This window comes from Specibacter sp. AOP5-B1-6, from assembly GCF_052376555.1.
Classification (GTDB): domain Bacteria; phylum Actinomycetota; class Actinomycetes; order Actinomycetales; family Micrococcaceae; genus Specibacter.
The window spans coordinates 91,484-111,006 of the sequence record NZ_JBQSVT010000007.1; the positions used below are offsets into that span (position 1 = coordinate 91,484).

Consider the following 19,523-nt stretch of genomic DNA (forward strand, 5'->3'; position numbering starts at 1 on the left):
CATCTTGTGTCTTCCTGTTTCTGCGGCGACGTGGCAAAGCGGCGAGCGTCGGGGAAATTTACGCTGCGATCGCCAGCTTGCCACGTCGTCGGTGGTTAGGCGGGGAAGAATTCCCTGGCCGGGTTCGTGACTTCCGGTTGTTGGCGGTGCAGTTGCGGCTGGGCCACCCAGCCCACGCCGTTGGAGATCACGCGCTGCACCTGCGGGTGGTGGTAGACCGGGTACTCCTGGTCGCCGGGGCTGAAGTAAAAGATTCGCCCCTTGCCGCGGGAGAACGTCACACCGGACCGGAACACCTCGCCGCCGGCAAAGGAGCTGATGAAGATCAAGTCGTCAGGTTCGGGGATGTCGAACAGTTCACCGTACATTTCCTGCTCCGGGATCACGATGGGGCTGTCCACCCCGGCAGCAATCGGGTGTGACGGCTTGACCGTCCAGACCAGTTCGCGTTCGCCCTCATTGCGCCACTTCAGCGAGCAGGTGGTGCCGAGCAACTTCGTGAAGATCTTCGCGAAATGTGCCGAGTGGAGGGCCACCAGGCCCATGCCGCCCAATACGTGGCGCTGAACGCGTTCAGCCACTTCGTCGGCAACCTGGTCGTGGGCGATGTGCCCCCACCAGAGAAGGACGTCGGTGCCGGCCAGGGTCTCCTCGCTCAGCCCGTGTTCCGGGTCGGCGAGCGTGGCCGTGCTGATGGTGGCGTCCGGGTAAAAGGCACGCAGGCTCTCGGCGATGGCGCCGTGCATGCCGTTCGGGTACATCTCCTTGATGCTGGCGGGCTCATTGTTGAGCTCATGGACCCCTTCGTTCCACACCAGGATGTTGAGTTTCGTGTTCATCTCAGAGCCTCACTTCGCGTTGTTCACGGGCTGACGTGTAGCAGGCGTCAATGACAAGCGCCCGGCTCAGGGCGACGGAGCCGTCGTGGCTGCCCCATTCGTTTTCACCGGCGCGGATGGCGTTGACGAACTCTTCCACGACTGCCGGGTGGTTGCCGTCTTCCAGCGTCTCCGCTTCGTAATCGATGCTGGTCCCGTTGTCGTCGTCGGTGAAGATCCGCAACCCGGCTTCGGAAATCTCGTGCGACTGGGCCGCCCGCAACTCCGCACCGCCATCCGTGCCGTAAACGCGGAAGTCCATCAGGTCCGCCTGGTCGCGGTAGCTGGCCCAGCCGGCTTCCACCAGCAGGGTCACGCCACCCTCCAGCCGGATGAAGGCCGAGGCGAAGTCCTCCACCTCAAATTTATGGCTGGACGACGCCGCAATGTAGTTCACATCGCCGCCCCGCCCCTGGCTGCCCAGTTCCGAATAAGTGGAGGCGGAGACGGAAATGACCTTGGGCTCACCCAGCAGATGCAGCGCATAGTCCAGCACGTGCACGCCGATGTCAGCCAAAGGGCCGCCGCCGGCCAGCTCGGGATTGGTGAACCAGCTGCCGAGTGTGGGAATGCCGCGGCGGCGCAACCATGAGGCCTTCGCGTAGTAGGGCCGGCCCAGCGCACCCTCGTCAATGATGGATTTCAGCTTCGTGACGTCGCCGCGGCGACGGTGGTTGAACACGACGTCCAGGACGCGTCCGGCCTTGCGGGCTGCGGCAACCATGGCGGCGCCTTCCTCACCGTTGCGCGCCAGCGGTTTTTCGCTCAGCACGTGCAAGCCCCGTTCCAGGGCCGCCACGGTGATGGGCGCGTGCAGGAAGGTGGGAACAGCCACGCTGACAGCGTCCAGCCCGTCCAGTTCCACCAGGTCTTCCCACCGTGCGAAGCCGTGCGGGATGTTGAATTCGGACTGGATCGATTCGAGCAGCTCGGTTTCCATGCCGGCCACGGCCACAATTTCAACGCCGTCAATGGCGCTGAAGGCCTTGACGTGCTGCTGGCCCGCCCAGCCGACCCCAACAACTCCAACTTTCAGTGTTGCCGGCACAGTTTTCTCGTTCACTAAGGACACCATTTCCTGCTTGTCGGAGGTTCGTTGCAGTAGCAAAATTTGTGCGCAGGAGACCCCGCACCCCACCAACCTAGTTGAACTAATAACAGTGGTCAATCAAAAGTGAGCACGCCATTCCTCCGCTTTTTGAAAGGAATTTCAACGACTCTTGACCGCAGAAGGGCCCGGAGTTCGGACTTTCGTTCCAATCCCGTCAAAAGCATGGGAGGTTCCGGGCGGTCGCTGCCCGGCAAGAACGACGGCGGCATCTGGGTGAGCATCGCTGCTCACCCGGATGCCGCCGTTGACCGTTCAAGGCAACTGCCGCGATGGTTACTTCACGGCACCGGCTGTCAGGCCCGCCACAAAGTTCTTCTGGAGCAGCAGGAAGCCGATCACGATCGGGATGCTGACCACGACCGAGGCGGCCATGATCTGGTTCCAGTAGACGTTGGTCTGCGTCGAGTACAGCTGCAGGCCGACGGCGAGGGTCCGGTTCGCGTCGGTGGTCATGACGGAGGCGAAAAGCACCTCACCCCAGCTGGTCATGAAGCTGTAAATGGCGACGGCGACCAGGCCCGGCCGGGCCGTGGGCAGGATGATCTTAAAGAGCGCCCGCATGGGGCCACAGCCGTCGACCTTCGCGGCCTCGTCAAGTTCACGCGGGATTCCGTTGAAGTATCCTGCGAGCATCCAGATGGAGAAAGGCAGCGAGAACGTTAGATAAGTGATGATCAGCCCCGCACGGGATCCCACCAGCTGGATGCCGAAATTCGTGTTGATGTTCACGAAGATCAGGAACAGCGGCAGCAGGAACAGCACGCCTGGCAGCATCTGGGTCGAGAGCACCGCACCGGAGAAGAGTGCCCGGCCACGGAACGTGTAGCGGGACACGGCGTAGGCGGCGAAGACGGCGATGATGAGCGAGAGCACCGTGGATATGGTCGAGACGATGACCGAGTTCACGAAGTAGTCGGCCAACGGGATCGTCTTCCACATGTCGATGTACGGCTGGATCGTCAGTCTTTCGGGCCACCAGGAGAATGCACCCTGGACATCCTGGAGCGGCTTCAGGCCGGAGATGACCATGACGTAGATGGGGATGATGGTAAAGATGCTGAGGGCGGTAATCGTGACCACACGGAAGATCTTGGTACCGGTTGTGTCATGCATTGTCTTTCCTCCGGTTCATGAAGAGAACGTAGATTCCGCTGACAACCATCAGGAATAGCAAGAGCAGTACTGACATGGCAGCGCCGGATCCAAAGTTCCAGGTCAGGAACGAAGCGTTGTAAATATGGAATGAAATCAGGTCACCAGCCGGCGGCTGCGCGCCACCAAACAAGACGAAGGGCGTGTTGAAGTCGTTGAAGGTCCACAGGAACATAACCAAGACAAGTGACATGTTCACGGGGCGCAGCATGGGCAGCGTAATGGCCCACCACTGGCGCAGCGGCTTGGCGCCGTCAACGGCCGAGGCCTCGTAGACATCGGTGGGGACTGACTGCAAGCCGGCCATCAACATCAGGAAGGCGAAGGGCCACAGCCGCCAAATAGCCACGATGACCACAGCCAGGAAGGCGTTGTCACCAATGAGCCAGAACGGTTTGTCGCCCGCCAGGCCGAGGTTGTCGAAGAGCAGGTGGTTGAGGGCACCGTTGTCCTTTTGCAGCATGAACTTCCAGGCAATGACACCGGCGTACATCGGCAGCGCGTAGGGGATCAAGAACAGGGTACGGAAGATGGCGCGGCCACGGAACGTTTTCTGCAGGGCGACGGCTGCGGCCATGCCCAGTCCCCAGGAAAGGCCGACCACCAGAATGGTGAAAGCCACCGTGATGCCAAAGGATTTCAGCAGCCCCATGCCGACGGACGAGTTGAAGTCGAGGGCTATTTCGTAGTTTTTGAATCCCACGAACGGGGCATTGCCCCAATTGGAGATGAACATTTTGGTGAGTTTGAGAAAACTCATCCAAATGCCCGTCACCATGGGGATGACGTGGATGACAATCTCAAAGATCACGGCGGGGGCGAGCAGCGCATATGGCAGCCACCAGCCGGCGCGGCGGGGCTGGCGGGCTTTCCTTCCGGTTGCCCCGGCTGCGGGGCCGGAATTCTTTACGGCGGTGGATGCAGACACTGCGGACACGCACCTTTCTTTCATAAACAGTCGGTACTGGCGGGCGGTTGGCCAGGAACGGCCAGCCGCCCACCAGATTTAGTTTCTTGCCGCGGGCCCCTTGGGAGAAGCCGGCGGAGGTGGATGGGCCCCGCCCGCCTGATTCCCGGGAAATCGCGTCAGCGATTTATCGGGGAGGAGCTGGGTGGGGCCCCTGCGCCAGGTTCCCGATAAATCGCGTCAGCGATCTATCGGGCCGTCGCTGGGGACTATCCGGCTGCTTCGACTGCCTGCTGGGCGGTTGTCAGTGCGGCCTTGATGTCTTCCTTGCTGACGGTTCCGCCGGAGGCAACAGTGGCGAACATCTGGTTCATCGCCTTGCCCACGGTGCTTTCAAACTGGTCCTCGGCCGGCACGAGCGGCAGGGGCTTGGACTTGTTGGCGTAAATGTCGGAGAAGGTCTTGGCCAGTTCCGCATCCTCAGTGAAGGTGGGGGTTACGTCCGCCAGGACCGGAAGGGCTGCGAACGGCTTGTCCAACTCGGCTTGCGTGGCCTCACTGGTCATGAACTTCACGAATTCCAGTGCACCGTCCTTGTTCTTCGTGTTCTTGAAGATTGACATGTTGATGCCGGCAACCATTGTTGCAATGTCCTTCGCGCCTTCCGGGGCGGGGAATGCAACCACACCGAATTCGTCGTCCTTCATGCCCTGTGAGGCAATGGAGCTGTTCGCGTTGTTCTGGCTCAGGACCATCGCGGCCTTGCCGTTGGCGAAGTCATTGATGGCCTTCGTTGCATTGTCGTACTGGGCGTTGCCGGGGTCGACAACCTTGTCCGTCTGCATCAGGTCGAGGTACCGCGAGATGCCGTCAACAACGCCGTCGGAGGTGAAGGTGGGCTTGCCGTCAGCGTCGAAGAATTCGGCGTCGTTCTGGGCTGCGTTGATGAACGCGAAGTGGGAGTTCTCGGTGTAGCTGCCGGCCGCGAGTGAGAAACCGTGAACGTCACCGGAGGTGAGCTTCTTGGCGGCTGCAACCATTTCTTCCCAGGTTGTGGGCGGGTTCAACCCGGCGTCCTTGAACATGGCCTTGTTGTAGTAGAGGCCGTAGGCCAGACCGTACAACGGAACAGAGGTGGGGTCTTCGCCGGCGACTCCACCAGTGTCCATGGCGGTCTTGACGAACTTGTCCTTGCCACCGATGGCTTCAAAGGCTGCATCATCGAACGGCATGAAGGCGCCGGTTGACTGCAGGGAGGCCGCCCAGGTATTGCCGATGTTCAATACGTCAGGGGCCTGGCCGGAGGCAACGGCAGTCTGAATGCGGGTCTGAAGGTCGTTCCAGCCAATGACTTCGAGGTTGACCTTGATGCCGGACTCTTCCTCAAACTTCTTCAGCTGCGGCGTGAGGACTTCCTTGTCGTTGTCCAAGCTGGTGCCCTGGTTGCTGGCCCAGTAGGTAAGTGTCTTTCCGTCTGAATCGGAGGACGCGTCGTTTGCAGCGCCGCTGCAGCCCGAGGCTGTGAGCGCGAACGCTGCGATGGCCGCTGCTGCGGCGAGAGATCGAATTTTCACTTCGTTGACTTCCTTGTCTGTGGGGGAGGACCCTGAAAAAAATTTGATGTGTCGCGGCTGGGAAACCCAAGGCGGGACGTGAAACTAAACCTAGACGAACTTATGTCGACCGTCAATCAAAAGTGTGCCTCAATTTTAACTCTTACCGATTTGTAACCGTAGAAACGAGAAGGATGGCCGACGAAATCGCCTCCCGAACCGTCCACAACCACACGAAAACAGCGGAATATCAACGATCTCGTGGACAAGCTGCAGCGTAATGGAAATTACTGAACCGGTTCACTAAACGGGCCGCGTTACCAAGTTGTTACGATCTGGTGGGTGCCCTGGGCGGGCGCGGGCAGCAGGGCGCGGCCGCTCGAGCGGGAGTTCCCTCAGGCGTTAAACGCGTTGTCGGCCAGGGTCTCGCGCGGCAGCAGCACGCCCGGCGCTGCCGCAATATTGCGGGCCTCATGGCCGGAAATCAGCTCCAAGAGCAGCAACGCGGCGTTGCGTCCCATGTCGGCCACGCTTCTTCCCAGCGCAGCCACGGGCGGCGAGCTCAACTGGCACAGAATCGAGTCATCCCAACTCACCACCGAAACCTGCCCGGGCACGCTCAGGCCCAAGCGCCGCAGCGCCTGCAGCCCGCCCACCGCCATCAGGTCGTTGCCATAGACAATGGCGGTTGGGAAGCCTGCCGAACCCGGCACCAAACCCGCCATGAGAGCGATGGTGGCCTTGCCGCCGTCGTCCGCGGAATAGTCAGCCGGACACAGCACAACACTCAGGCCCAGGCGCTCGGCACGGGCCGTGATTTCAGCGAACTTGGCGGCCTCGTGCAACAGCTCCAACGGGCCCGAAACAAAGGCGATGCGCTTGTGCCCGAGCCCGTGCAGGGCGTCAACGACAGTGGCCGCGTCGATGTTCTGGGCAACAGTGACGTTGGCGCTGCGGACCGCCGGCACGGAATTCGGGTCAACGCCCATGCGCACATACGGCAGCCGGTAGCGGTCCAGCAGCGGCGGACGCGGATCCCCCTGGACGTGGTCAAACAAAATGACGCCGTCAACGCGCCGCTCCCCCGCCCATCGTTCATAGATCGGCAGGTCCCGGGCGGCGGGGTCCGCGACGTGCTGCGGGTCCACTATGCGCAGCAGCAGGTTCATGTCGTGGTCGCCCAGAACAGCCTCAATGCCGGCCAGGATCGTCATGTAAAACGGCTCGGCACCAATTTGTTCAGGGTCGCGGTACAGCACAATTCCCACTGTCTCGCTGCGGGATTGGGAGAGGGCGCGGGCACTTGAACTTGGATACCAGCCAAGCTCGGCGGCAAGGGCCAGCACGCGTGCGCGGGTTGCCTCGCTGACACCGGGGTTGCCGTTGAGCGCGTAGGAAACCGACGCCTTGGAGATGCCCAGCCGGCGCGCCAAATCAGTGATTGTCACCTTGCCGGCGGGAAACACCGCCGATTCACTCACGGTTGTACATGCCCGGCGACCAGCCGCTCGACCGAGGACGGCGCCAAAACGTGGTCGATCACCATGCGCCCGGCGCCAAGCACTCCGGCGTGTTCCGCCGCCATCGACTGGACAATGCGCAGGCGGGCGGTGGCAAGCGGAAGCGAGCGCTGGTACACGATTTCACGCACGCCCGCCATCAGATATTCACCGGCAGAGGACAGCCCGCCGCCAATCACAATCACCGACGGGTTCAACAGGTTCACGCTCGCAGCGAGGACATCGCCGACGTCCCGCCCCGCCTGCCGCATGGCTTGGATGGCCGCAAGATTTCCCCGGCGGGCCAACTCCAGGACGTCCTCGCCGGTGTGGGCGGGGACGCCCTTTCCCGTGAGTGCGGCAGCCACCGCCGGCCCGGACGCCATGGCCTCCAAGCAGCCATAATTGCCGCACCGGCAGAGCACGTCGCCGCCGCGCGGGACGCGCACATGCCCGATGTCCCCGGCTGTGCCATCCGCGCCGCGCTGCAGCAGCCCGCCGCTGATAATGCCGGCGCCAATGCCGGTGGCAACCTTGATGAACAGCAGATCGGCGGCGTCGGGCCAGTAGTACGCCCGCTCGCCGAGCGCCATGATGTTTACGTCATTGTCCACGAGCACTTCTGTGGGAAAGCGTTTCTGCACGTAGGCCGGCACGTCAAAGCCGTCCCAGCCGGGCATGATCGGCGGGCTGGCGGGCTTTCCGGTCAAGTGCTCAACCGGTCCGGGCAGGCCAATGCCGATACCCACAAGTTCACGTTCGTGGCGGCCACCCTTGGCGATCACCTGCCCGCAGAGCTCCAGAACCGAGTCCAGGACAACAGTGGGCCCGGCCGAAATATCGATCGACTCCCGCAGCTCGCTCAGCACGGTTCCGCTCAAGTCGGTCAGGGCAATCAACATGTGTGTGGCCCCCACATCCACCGCCAGAATCACCCTGGCGGAGGGATGAAAGGCAAAGCGCGACGGCGGACGGCCGCCGGAGGAGATGGCCTCACCCGCGGGACCAATCAGTCCCGCCGCGCTGAGCGCATCAATCCGGGCGGCCACGGTGGAGCGGGCCAGGCCGGTAACTTCGGCCAGTTCCGCCCGGGTGCGCGCCCGGCCGTCGCGCAGGAGCTGGAACACGTCACCGGCCCGCGAGTGGCTGTACGGTTCCGCTGGTCCGCTGCTGGCGGAGACCGCCCCCTGGTGGTGCTGAACTGATGACTTTGGCATCCCCAATAAATAACACACAGGCTTCCAACTGTCACAATCCGATAGTTAATCCCGTTAAGTGGAACTTTTGCTTGACGGTCGTCAAAAGTTCCCCTAAGTTGAACTGGAACACACATTCATGCCTTCAAGGAGTTCCAATGACGTATTCTCTGCAGCTTTACACGGTCCGCAAGCCCCTTGAGGAAGACCTGCCCGGCACCATTGCCCGCGTTGCGGAGCTGGGCTTCACCAAGGTTGAGCCATACAATTTTGTCGCCACGGCGGACGCGCTGGCTGCCGCCTTTGCCGCGAACGGGATCACGGCACCCTCGGGACACGCTCCCTTGCTCAAGGATGACCAGGACGAAATCTTCGCCGCTGCCAACAAGCTGGGCATCACCACCGTCATCGACCCCTTCATTCCGGCCGAGCAGTGGCAGACCGCCGAGGACATCCAAAAAATTGCTGCCGGCCTGAACGCTGCAGCGAAGAAGGGCGCCGAATACGGTGTCCGCGTGGGCTACCACAACCACGCGTGGGAGCTCGAGTCCAAGATCAACGGCACCACCGCACTCGAGTACTTTGAAACCCTGCTGGATCCGGAACTGGTGCTGGAGGTTGACACCTACTGGGTCTCCGTGGGTGGCGCCAATGCCGTCGACGTACTGACCAGCCTCGGCGAACGCGTGAAGTTCATCCACATCAAGGACGGCCCCCTGACCACTGACAACCTGGCCCAGCAGCCTGCAGGACAGGGCAAGGTGCCGGTTTGGGATGTCATTGAGGCAGCCAAGTCCCTGGAAGTTGGTGTGGTTGAATTCGACGACTATGCCGGAGACATCTTTGACGGCATCGCCCAGAGCCTTGCCTTCCTGAACCGCGGAAAGGCCTGATCACCATGGCAAAAACAGGACCCGTCGGCATCGCCTTCATTGGCGCCGGCAACATCAGCAAGCAGTACCTTGACAACCTGGTCACGTTCCCCGACGTAAAGGTGCTTGTCGTTGCGGACCTCTTTGAGGAAGCTGCCGCCGCCCGGGCCGCCGAGTATGGCATCGAAATTTCCGGTGGCGTTGACGCGGCGCTGAACCATCCCGACGTCGAAATCATTGTGAACCTGACCATCCCGGCAGCCCACGTGGAAGTTGCCACGGCCGCAGTCCGGGCCGGCAAGCACGTGTGGACGGAAAAACCGTTCTCCCTTGACCGTGAAAGCGGCCTGGGCCTGTTGAAGGAAGCGCAGGCTGCCGGAGTGCGGCTCGGCTGCGCACCCGACACCTTCCTTGGTGCGGGACTGCAAACCGCGCGCCGGTTGATCGACGCCGGCGAGATCGGCACACCACTGACGGCGCTGACGATGTTCCAGTCCCCCGGGCCGGAGTCCTGGCACCCGAACCCCGCGTTCCTGTTCCAGGCAGGCGCCGGTCCGCTGTTTGACATGGCGCCCTACTACTTGACCACGCTGGTGCAGGCCTTTGGCCCCATTGCCAAGGTGGCCGCAGTCGGAAGCACCGCCTTCCCCACCCGCACCATTGGTTCGGGCGCCAAGGAAGGCGAGGTGTTCGACGTCGAGGTTCCCACCCATGTCAGCGCCATTGCCCAGTTTGAGTCCGGCGCCTCCTCGCACAGCGTGTTCAGCTTCGAATCGCCCCGGCCCCGCATGGGTTTCGTGGAGATCACCGGCACCGAGGGCACCATCTCGCTGCCCGACCCGAACAACTTCGACGGCGACATCCAGTTGTTCAAGCGCGACGACGAGGACTGGACGAGCATCCCCGCCGTCGGGCCTGCCAACGGCCGCGGACTGGGCGTGCTCGACATGGCCCGTGCCATCCGCGCCGGCGTCCCGCACCGGGCCACCGGCGAGCAGGCTTTCCACGTCCTCGACGCCATGGTTTCCATCTCCGAATCCGTGGACAGCGGCGAATTCGTCCAGGTCGCCAGCACCGCCACGGTCTCGGCACCCCTGCCCGTTGACTGGGCACCCACCGAAGCAACCATCTAGGAACCGCTGACATGACCTCCCCCTCCTCCGATTCCCGCCCGCTGGGCGTGGCCGCCATTGGCTACGCGTTCATGGGCCAGGCGCATTCCAACGCGTGGCGCACAGTGGCAAACCACTTTGACGTTCCCGACTTTGAGCAGAAAGTGCTGGTCGGCAGAAACACCGACGCCGTGGCTGCTGCTGCGAAGAAGTACGGCTGGAGCGAGTCGGCCACGGATTGGCGGGAGGTCATTGCCCGCGATGACATAGACATTGTGGACATTTGCGCTCCGGGCTGGCTGCACGCCGAAATTGCGACGGCGGCCCTGGCCGCGGGCAAGCATGTGCTGGTGGAGAAGCCGCTGGCCAATTCACTGGCCGAGTCCGAGGAGATGGTGGCTGCAGCACAGGCCGCCCGCGGGGTGGGCGTGCGCTCCATGGTGGGTTTCAACTACCGCCGCGTGCCTGCCCTGTCCCTGGCCCGCAAGCTCATCGAGGACGGCGAGCTGGGCACCATCAGGCAGGTCCGCGCGTCGTATCTGCAGGACTGGCTCGCTGACAGCGAGGCGCCCATGACGTGGCGGCTGCGCAAGGAAACCGCAGGATCGGGCGCACTGGGCGACATTGCCTCGCACGCCATCGACCAGATCCAACACCTGCTCGGGGACACCGTCACCTCCGTCTCGGGCAAGCTCCACACCTTTACCACCGAGCGGCCGGGTCCGGACGGGCCGGAACCCGTCACGGTCGACGACGCAGTGTGGGCAACGCTGTCCCTGGCCGGCGGCGCCGTGGCCAGCGTTGACGTTTCGCGGGTGGCGCTGGGACAAAAGAATGCCCTGCGCGTTGAGGTATATGGCACAACCGGGTCAATTACGTTCAACCTGGAAAACCCCAACGAACTGTACTTCCTCAACGGCACCGAGCCCATCGAGGTCCAGGGTTTCCGGCGCATCCTGGTCACCGAACCCGAACACCCCTATATTTCAGGGTGGTGGCCGCAGGGACATGTGATTGGCTGGGAGCACAGCTTCACCCATCAGATTCGCGACTTCCTGCTGAACATTGCCAACGGAACCGACCCCTCGCCGTCGTTCGAGGAAGGGCTCGGCGTGCAGCAGGTGCTTGCGGGCATCGAAGCTTCCGCAGCCGTTGATGGCGCCACCGTTTCCATTTCCTCCCTCGTCCCCACGACTTCCACCTTCATGTCTCCCACCTTCACGTCAAAGGACTAACCCATGGCACGCCCCTATACCTTGTTCACCGGCCAGTGGGCCGACCTCCCGTTTGAAGAAGTGGCCCGTTTGGCTTCCGAGTGGGGCTACGACGGACTGGAAATCGCTTGTTCCGGCGACCACCTGGATCCGTGGCGATGGGACGAGCCCGGCTATGTCGCCGGCAAGCTTGCCTTACTGGACCGCTACAACTTGAAGGTGTGGGCCATCTCCAACCACCTCAAGGGCCAGGCCGTATGCGACAATCCCATCGACTTCCGCCACCAGGCCATTGTTGGCAGCAAGGTGTGGGGCGACGGCGACCCCGAGGGTGTGCGTCAGCGGGCCGCCGAGGAGATGAAGTTGACCGCACGGCTGGCCCAGGCCCTCGGCGTCAAGACGGTGGTTGGCTTCACGGGCTCGTCGATCTGGCAGTACGTCGCCATGTTCCCGCCCGTCCCGGAATCCGTCATTGAGGCTGGGTACCAAGACTTCGCCGACCGCTGGAACCCGATCCTTGACGTATTCGACGAGTGCGGTGTGCGCTTCGCCCACGAGGTGCACCCTTCCGAAATTGCCTACGACTACTGGACCACAGTTCGTTCCCTTGAAGCCATCGGCCACCGCGAGGCGTTCGGCTTGAACTGGGACCCGAGCCACTTCATGTGGCAGGGCATTGACCCGGTCTCCTTCATCTGGGACTTCAAGGACCGGATCTACCACGTTGACTGCAAGGACACGAAGCTGCGCCCCACCGGCCGCAACACCGTGATGGGCTCGCACCTGCCATGGGGCGATCCGCGCCGCGGCTGGGACTTCGTCTCGGCCGGACGCGGCGACGTGCCCTGGGAATCTTCCTTCCGGGCGCTGACCGCCATCGGCTACGACGGCCCCATCTCCATTGAGTGGGAAGACGCGGGCATGGACCGCCTGCAGGGTGCGCCAGAGGCACTTGCGGCACTGAAGAAGTTCGACTTTGCCCCGTCTGCCTTGTCCTTCGACGCCGCATTCAGCAACCAGGACTGACCTTCCGTTTCACAAATGCCGTCGCTCCCGCATTTTGCCGCCCGGTGCACCGGCGGCATTTTACGGGAGCGGCGGCATTTTTCGTTGCGCGGGCTCGAGATAGAGTGGTTGGACTATGAGCATCCCCAAGAACGCACCGGCCTCGGTGCGCATTGACGCGTGGCTGTGGTCCATCCGGGCCTATAAAACCCGGTCCATGGCCACTGCCGCCTGCCGCGCAGGCCATGTGAAACTCAACGATGCCAACGCCAAGGCCGCCCAAACAGTGGTTCCCGGCGACACCATCCGCGTTCGGCAGCCCGGCTACGACAGGATTCTGGAAGTACGCCGGCTCATCAACAAACGTGTTGGCGCCGAGGCGGCCTCTCACTGTTTTACCGACCACACTCCCCCGCGCCCCGTCCTGCCCGCGCTCGGCCTCCCGCAGCGTGACCGCGGCACCGGCCGGCCCACCAAAAAGGACCGGCGGGACATGGACAAGCTGCGCGGCGAAGACTGACGAGGCTCAATTGGGCGGCCTTCGGCGAGTAGAGCATCACAACGACCCGGCCGTGACGTTGACGGCCAAAGCTCCGGCCCTGCGGCGGACGGATGGCCGCAACGCGTCTCGCCAAGCCCTTGCTCTCGCTGCCGTCGAGGGGAACCATAGTGTTTGTGGGGATTGCACAATTCCAAACACCCGTTGCGGAGGGCCGAGCCGTGTTGCATTTGAAAAACTTTGATCTTGAGGATCTGGCCATGGCGCTGGAGAACCATTTCATGGATTACGAAACGTTCTTCTGGGTGGATCCGGCCACGGGCACGATTGAAATGTGGAGCGAAGAAGTTGCGGATGAGGCAGACACCGAGGGCTGGGATGTGGACGACCGCGGCGGCATTCGCATCGATCCGATTGATTCCTACGAGGGCTATCGGGACATGGAACAGTTCATTTCCGGCGTTCAGGACGCCCGCCACCGGGACCGGCTCACTCTGTCAATCGACCGCAACAAGCCGTTCCGCCACTTTAGGGACGCAATCCACCAACTGCCGGGCGAACTCGCCCGGTGGTACGAATTTCACGACGCCGCAATGAAAGTCCGGGCCATCGAGTGGTTGCGGGACAACGAGCTGATCAGCCCGGAAGAAGCCGAAACCGCCCTGGCCACGAGCCCGTGACCCTGAAACGTGAGCAGTGAACCCCGCCGCGAAGCCGCCTGCCCGGCCCGCTCCGGAGGCAACCACACCGTTAAAGCCAGCTGCCGCCGTCGTACTTGAAAAAGTACGACGGCGGCAGCATCTCGCCCAGCGAACCGCCGGGACCAGCGAAACCAGCGGGAGGTTTACGCCTCGACGATGATGACGGTGTAGACCGGCTTGCGGCGCAGCGCCCGGTCGGACCAGCGCAGCAGCGCCTCGGCGATCGCCTTTTCGGCAACCGGGCCCGTCTTCTCGCCGCGGAGTCCGGTGACGGTCTTCTCCACAATTCCGTTGGCCTTCTCCAGGTCCTTCGGCGTGAGGTTGAAGCCCACGGGGAAGAATTCCGGATCTTCTTCGATCTTTCCGGTGTCCGGATTGACGATCAGCAACAGAGTCACGGCACCATCGGCACCCAGGCGGAGGCGGTCCTCCAGGGACTCCTCCGTCGCCGCGCCGGCAACCATGTTCTCGACGTACACGTATGCGGCGGGAACGCTGCCGGCGATCTTGGCCACACCGTCCTTGAGGTCGAGCACGGTGCCGTCCTCAACGATGAACGCGTTCTTCGGGTCAACGCCGGTGCGGACAGCCAGGCCCGCGTTGGCCTTCAGGTGGCGGTATTCACCGTGCACAGGCATGACGTTCTTGGGACGGACCAGGTTGTAGCAGTACACAAGCTCGCCGGCGCTGGCGTGTCCGGAGACGTGTACCTTCGCGTTGCCCTTGTGGATGACGTTGGCGCCCTGCTTGGTGAGGTCGTTGATGAGCCGGTAGATCGAGGACTCGTTGCCGGGCACCAGCGAGCTGGCCAAGAGGACAGTGTCGCCCTCGGTCAGGTTGATCTGGTGGTCGCCGTTGGCCATGCGTGCCAGCGCGGCCATGGGCTCGCCCTGTGAACCGGTGCAGATGAGAACCGCCTTGTTGGGGGCCATCTTTTCCAGTTCCTTGGCGTCAACGAGCATGCCGCGCGGGATCTTCAGGTAGCCCAGTTCACGTGCCGTGGTCATGTTGCGGACCATGGAGCGGCCAACGAAGGCGATCTTGCGGTTGTACTTTTGCGCCGAGTCGATGATCTGCTGGATGCGGTGGACGTGGCTGGCGAAGCTGGACACCACGACGCGGCGCGGGGCCGTGCGCATGACCTGGTCGATGGCCGGGATCAGGTCGGCTTCAGCCGCCAGGAAGCCGGGCACTTCGGCGTTGGTGGAGTCCGGCATGAACAAGTCCACGCCTTCCTCGCCCAGGCGGGCAAAGCCGGCCAGGTCGGTGATGCGCTTGTCCAGCGGGAACTGGTCCATCTTGAAGTCGCCGGTTTCCAGCACCAGGCCGGCAGGCGTGCGGATGGCAACGGCCAGACCGTCCGGGATGGAGTGGTTGACTGCCAGGAATTCGACGTCGAACGGGCCGAACTTGCGGCGGTCGCCTTCCTTGACCTGGATCATCTTGCCCTTGATCCGGTGCTCGTCGAGCTTGGTCTTCAGGAAGGCCAGGGTCAGCTTGGCGGAGATGACGGGGATGTCACCGCGGTGCTTGAGCAGGTACGGGACACCACCGATGTGGTCCTCGTGACCGTGGGTCAGCACCAGGCCGACAACGTCCTGCCAGCGGTTCTTCAAATAAGAGAAATCAGGCAGGATCAAATCAACGCCGGGGTGGTGCTCCTCAGGGAACAGCACGCCGCAGTCGACAATAAGCAGCTTGCCTGCATATTCGAAGACGGTCATGTTGCGGCCGATCTCCCCCAAACCTCCGAGGGCGACGATGCGCATGGCACCATCGGCGAGGGCGGGCGGGCTTTGGCGAACAGTTCTTCTCATGGATTCCAGACTTTATGGTGTTGTGGGCGTCAGGCTGGCGATGTTGCGCCGCCGTTTGTTGCGATTCTTTCGGCCAGGGACTGACCGGTATCGCTAAAAATTTAGGGGGTTGCTTAGCTGATTTTACCACCGCCTCCACAGCGGTAATGCCAGATGCCGCCGTCGTCCGCTAAACGCCGGTGAATGCTCGACGGCGGGACCTCACCTCGCCCGGCCTACATACCTTGTCCGCGGCCTCCCGATAACGGCCGTCGGGCCGTGCCACAGCTTGGCAACAGCCAATGCGTGTTACCGATCCCTTGCGCGAAGCCACTTGACAGCAACACTCTGCTGATATGAGCTGGGACACATCTGAAATTGGATCAATGAGACTGGGGAGTCATAATGAAGGTTCTCAGGAAGACTGCAATTGTCGCTGCTCTCACCATTGCCCTCACCGGCGTCGGGTCAGTCGCACCATCGTCCCAAGCGGAGGCGTACAGCGGTTCATCAAACAAAGGGTGCAACGCATACAAATACGCGCGCGGCGGATACTCGTCCTGCATCGCCACTATCCAACGAATGCTCAACGGCGTCAACGTCGGCTACGGCTCACGCTATGGCGGCTACGGGCTCACGGTCGACAACAGCCTTGGCACCAGCACTTATACACAGGTGCGGCGTTTTCAGAAGTTCGCAGGACTGACGTCAGACGGGATCGTCGGCCGGAAAACCTGGAATCAACTCTGCTTCTATGCCGGTCAGGTGAATTTTAACTACAAGAGTTCCGGCGCGACGCAGAATGCGGCCTGGCGGGCCGCCTACAAGGCTGGCTGCTACGTGGAAATCGAAACGTCCACAGGCATCGGATACAAGACCATTTCCCGGTACTAGCTCCCGGCACTACTGCAGAGCTCGCCGCACGGAACAACAAGCCGTTACCGATTTCCGAAGGAAATCATCGTGCCGAGCGCGGCGATACTGTCCCTCCGCCAACATAAACCTATTCAACCCCACACGGGGTGATGTGTGCCTCCGAAGCCGAGTCCCGCCGGCGTCCTTCCTAAAAAGACAGCTGATGTGCTCGGGAAGGCACGACGACGGGACCCGGGTTTCGCTGGCACCGCACCAGTTACGGGACCACAGGAAGCAGCCACCCTCGGTCCGCTTTGATACCGACACTGACGGTGTCCATGACCTCGAAAATCTCGCTGGCCGCGGCATCGGATACAAGCGCAACTATGCTGCCCGAGTCCGTTTCAACTTCATACTCAACAGATTCACCGTGGAAGATGACGCTGAGTACACGGCCGACTTCCCCGTGGACTGTGTCCGCTTCCGGGTTGAGGGTCAGCAATACCGATTCGGGACGCACCATGAGCAGCACTTCCCCTTCGAGCGTGACGTCGTCATGTGTTTCAACGTCCCGTTCTCGTCCCAAAGCGAATACCCTGGCCCGATTCACCACCGGCTCAGCCAGCAGCGTCGCGTCCAAGAAGTTGGCACGCCCAATGAAATCCGCCACGAAAATGGACGAGGGACGCCGATAAACACGCTCCGGGGTATCAATTTGTTCAATCTGCCCCTGATTCATGACCACGATCCGGTCAGAGAGGGTCATGGCCTCGTCTTGATCGTGGGTGACGAAGATACTGGTGATCCCGAGACGCTTTTGCAGCCGGCGGATTTCATTGCGCATTTGCACACGGAGCTTCGCATCGAGATTGGACAGCGGTTCATCAAAAAGCAAAACCTTGGGCCTCATGACCAAAGCCCTGGCAAGCGCCACCCGCTGTTGCTGGCCACCCGACAACTGATGCGGCGCCCTGTCAGCGTACGGTATGAGGTTCATGATGGTCAGAGCAGTGTCGACTTCTTCCTTTAGTCGTTTGTCCGACGTCTTCTTCAGCTTCAGCCCATAGGCAACATTCTGGCGCACCGACAGGTGAGGGAAGAGTGCATAGGACTGAAACACCATCGACATGGGCCGTTTGTTGGGCGCCACCGACACCATGTCGACTCCGTCAACGGCGACATGCCCGGAGCTGGGAGTCTCAAAGCCGGCAATCATGCGCAGGGTTGACGTCTTGCCACAGCCTGAAGGACCCAACAGGGTCACGAATTCGCCTGCGTTGATATGCAGGTCGACGTTGTCGACGGCGATAGGATCATCGGCGCGGCTGCCGTATCTTTTTGTTAGAGCGGACAACGTGACCTGTCCGCTTTCTTCGGCTGGCGAAAATTCGATGGCTTCGGAGGTGTCGGCAATTGGGTCAGCGGCGGTGAGATTGTCCACGGAAGACCACCTTTCGGATAATGACGTTCAAAATGAGAATGACGATAAGCACAATTCCGATCAGAACCGTGCAGTAGGCAAAGGCGTTGCCGAAACGGCCTGAATCAACTTCCGCCAGAATCTGCGAGGTCATGATTCTGATGCCGGGTGTCGTCAGGAAAATAATGGGCGAGAGTGTGGTCATCGACCGGGCAAAAGCAAAGGTCAAGCCAGTCAAAAGTGCGGACTGGATCAGTGGCAGGGTGACCTTACGGAATGTCGTGGCTGAATCTGCGCCCAGCGACGTTGACGCCTCTTCAATGGCCGGATGCATCTGTTGCAAGGCAGACACCGCTGCGCGTTGCCCGGACGGCAAAGACCTAGCTATGTAAACCATCACGATGGCTACGGCTCCTGCCAAGATGGCGGACCCGCCTGCGAGCGCCGGGAAGACCTGCAGTCCGAATATGTTGACCGGTGAGTTGTAGGTGATCAGGTAACCAATGCCCAGGACGGTACCGGGAACGGCCAGCCCCAACATGCCCACAAAGTCTATGAGTCCGCTGGCCCGTTTCAGTTTGCGCACGACCAACCATCCGATGAGCATGCCCAGGATGCCAGCAATGGGGGCAGCGATCAGGGCCAAGATCGTGGTGTCCACCATGGCCTTGGAACCAAGACCGTTGAGAACAAATTGGTAGTGAGCCAGTGTGAACGTGTTGTTCACACCCGGCACTTTCATGAAGCCACCCGCCAGCACGGTCACGTAGATGGACACAATGAGCGCGGCCAAGAACCCGACGAGAACCAGGATTGGGACTCTGATGACGGGCGCACTGATCTGTTCCGTGGTGCCTGCCGGCTTCCCGGTCACCGAGACCACCGATTTCCGGGACACCCAGTACCGCTGCACAAGGAAGACGAGCAGCGCTGGGAGCATGAGCGTCAATGAGTACGCAGCGCCAGCCTGCATGTTGAACTCACCTGTGACGGCAAGATATGCCCTGCTGGCCAGGACTGTGTAGTCCCCACCAAGCACCAGTGGATTGGCCAGGTCCGCGATTGATTCCACGAACAACAGCAAGAACGACCCTGCGAGTCCTGGGACCAGCATGGGGATGGTGACTGTGAAGAAGACACGCAGTTTGCCAGCGCCAAGGCCTGCCGCTGCTTCATCGAGCGACGGGTCAAGGCTTTCCAACATGCCGCGGATATTCATATAGGCCACAGGGAAGAACGACAGAGACAAAACAATCGTCAGTCCGGGCAGCCCATAAATGTCAGCCTGCCACCCGAAAATCCCGTTGGTGACGGCCCCATTGCGGCCAAATAATGTGATGACAGCGGTTGCAACCGCAAATGGTGGCGCAACAATCGGGATCATTGCCAAGAGATGTAGTGCCCGTTTGCCTCGGAATTTCACCTTGACGTGTGCATATGCGAAGAGGAAGCCCACGAGTGTGCCAGTAACGCCAACGACCAAACCAAGGAGCAGGGTGTTACCGAGGATGCGGTGATTGACGGGGTCAGTCACCATGCGGCCCAGGACCTCCAGGCCTTTCGGCGCGAAAGCCGATGAAAGCAACCCGAAGAGCGGGAAGCCGATGATCATCAGGAGGATTGCGCAAACGATCGTGGTGAGGATGATGACGCTGAGGTCTTTGGCACGCTTCTTGTGAACGCTCCCGCCCGGTTTGGATACCTGGATCCTGCCCGAGGCTGGGGAATCAAGCAATGGAATAGTCATAAGATT

General features: G+C 61.6%; 17 protein-coding genes. 7 read left to right on the plus strand and 10 right to left on the minus strand.

Annotated elements, in window-relative coordinates; genetic code table 11:
* Positions 1-95: 95 nt before the first annotated feature.
* From ACT3TS_RS05290 to ACT3TS_RS05320, 7 genes are all read right to left on the minus strand, one after another.
* On the minus strand, positions 96-839 hold the full coding sequence (locus tag ACT3TS_RS05290; protein ID WP_444530448.1) for a ThuA domain-containing protein: 744 nt from the start codon (positions 837-839) through the stop codon (positions 96-98).
* Between the two features lies 1 nt (position 840).
* Positions 841-1,941, minus strand: a complete 1,101-nt coding sequence (locus tag ACT3TS_RS05295; RefSeq protein ID WP_444530449.1) for a Gfo/Idh/MocA family protein — start codon at positions 1,939-1,941, stop codon at positions 841-843.
* A 321-nt stretch (positions 1,942-2,262) separates the two neighbouring features.
* The gene (locus ACT3TS_RS05300) at positions 2,263-3,102 is read right to left on the minus strand and encodes a carbohydrate ABC transporter permease (RefSeq protein WP_444530450.1); all 840 of its coding nucleotides are present in this window, start codon (positions 3,100-3,102) and stop codon (positions 2,263-2,265) included.
* Positions 3,095-4,069 carry a carbohydrate ABC transporter permease gene (locus ACT3TS_RS05305; protein WP_444530451.1) on the minus strand — a complete coding sequence of 325 codons (975 nt, stop codon included), beginning with the start codon at positions 4,067-4,069 and terminating at the stop codon, positions 3,095-3,097. Before ACT3TS_RS05305 ends, ACT3TS_RS05300 begins: the two co-directional genes overlap by 8 nt.
* Before the next feature lie 248 nt (positions 4,070-4,317).
* Positions 4,318-5,622 (minus strand): ABC transporter substrate-binding protein, encoded by a 1,305-nt coding sequence (locus ACT3TS_RS05310; protein WP_444530452.1) that lies wholly within the window; start codon positions 5,620-5,622, stop codon positions 4,318-4,320.
* A 374-nt stretch (positions 5,623-5,996) separates the two neighbouring features.
* The gene (locus ACT3TS_RS05315; RefSeq protein WP_444530453.1) at positions 5,997-7,082 is read right to left on the minus strand and encodes a LacI family DNA-binding transcriptional regulator; all 1,086 of its coding nucleotides are present in this window, start codon (positions 7,080-7,082) and stop codon (positions 5,997-5,999) included.
* Entirely contained in the window at positions 7,079-8,317 is a 1,239-nt protein-coding gene (locus tag ACT3TS_RS05320; RefSeq protein WP_444530454.1) for an ROK family transcriptional regulator, read from the minus strand. The genes ACT3TS_RS05315 and ACT3TS_RS05320 overlap by 4 nt, the downstream gene beginning before the upstream one ends.
* Before the next feature lie 137 nt (positions 8,318-8,454).
* On the opposite strand from ACT3TS_RS05320, the gene ACT3TS_RS05325 reads away from it, so the two are divergent.
* The 6 genes from ACT3TS_RS05325 (at position 8,455) to ACT3TS_RS05350 (ending at position 13,678) form a co-directional block, all read left to right on the plus strand.
* Entirely contained in the window at positions 8,455-9,189 is a 735-nt protein-coding gene (locus tag ACT3TS_RS05325) for a sugar phosphate isomerase/epimerase family protein (protein WP_444530455.1), read from the plus strand.
* Positions 9,190-9,194: 5 nt separating this feature from the next.
* Positions 9,195-10,301: a Gfo/Idh/MocA family protein gene (locus ACT3TS_RS05330; protein ID WP_444530456.1), complete on the plus strand. Its 1,107-nt coding sequence runs from the start codon at positions 9,195-9,197 to the stop codon at positions 10,299-10,301.
* Positions 10,302-10,312: 11 nt separating this feature from the next.
* Complete coding sequence (locus tag ACT3TS_RS05335; protein WP_444530457.1) at positions 10,313-11,515, plus strand: Gfo/Idh/MocA family protein; 1,203 nt, start codon at positions 10,313-10,315, stop codon at positions 11,513-11,515.
* Between the two features lie 3 nt (positions 11,516-11,518).
* Positions 11,519-12,520: a sugar phosphate isomerase/epimerase family protein gene (locus ACT3TS_RS05340; RefSeq protein ID WP_444530458.1), complete on the plus strand. Its 1,002-nt coding sequence runs from the start codon at positions 11,519-11,521 to the stop codon at positions 12,518-12,520.
* Positions 12,521-12,635: 115 nt separating this feature from the next.
* On the plus strand, positions 12,636-13,019 hold the full coding sequence (locus tag ACT3TS_RS05345; protein WP_444530459.1) for an RNA-binding S4 domain-containing protein: 384 nt from the start codon (positions 12,636-12,638) through the stop codon (positions 13,017-13,019).
* 200 nt (positions 13,020-13,219) lie between these two features.
* Positions 13,220-13,678: a UPF0158 family protein gene (locus ACT3TS_RS05350; RefSeq protein ID WP_444530460.1), complete on the plus strand. Its 459-nt coding sequence runs from the start codon at positions 13,220-13,222 to the stop codon at positions 13,676-13,678.
* A gap of 164 nt (positions 13,679-13,842) precedes the next feature.
* Here ACT3TS_RS05350 and ACT3TS_RS05355 read toward each other — a convergent pair whose 3' ends face one another.
* Positions 13,843-15,516: a ribonuclease J gene (locus ACT3TS_RS05355; protein WP_444530461.1), complete on the minus strand. Its 1,674-nt coding sequence runs from the start codon at positions 15,514-15,516 to the stop codon at positions 13,843-13,845.
* 384 nt (positions 15,517-15,900) lie between these two features.
* Here ACT3TS_RS05355 and ACT3TS_RS05360 point away from each other — a divergent pair, with 384 nt between their 5' ends.
* Entirely contained in the window at positions 15,901-16,389 is a 489-nt protein-coding gene (locus ACT3TS_RS05360; protein ID WP_444530462.1) for a peptidoglycan-binding domain-containing protein, read from the plus strand.
* A 238-nt stretch (positions 16,390-16,627) separates the two neighbouring features.
* Here ACT3TS_RS05360 and ACT3TS_RS05365 read toward each other — a convergent pair whose 3' ends face one another.
* Positions 16,628-17,791, minus strand: coding sequence for an ABC transporter ATP-binding protein (locus ACT3TS_RS05365; protein ID WP_444530463.1), 1,164 nt, complete (start codon positions 17,789-17,791; stop codon positions 16,628-16,630).
* The gene (locus ACT3TS_RS05370) at positions 17,769-19,517 is read right to left on the minus strand and encodes an ABC transporter permease (protein WP_444530464.1); all 1,749 of its coding nucleotides are present in this window, start codon (positions 19,515-19,517) and stop codon (positions 17,769-17,771) included. Before ACT3TS_RS05370 ends, ACT3TS_RS05365 begins: the two co-directional genes overlap by 23 nt.
* Positions 19,518-19,523 lie beyond the last annotated feature (6 nt).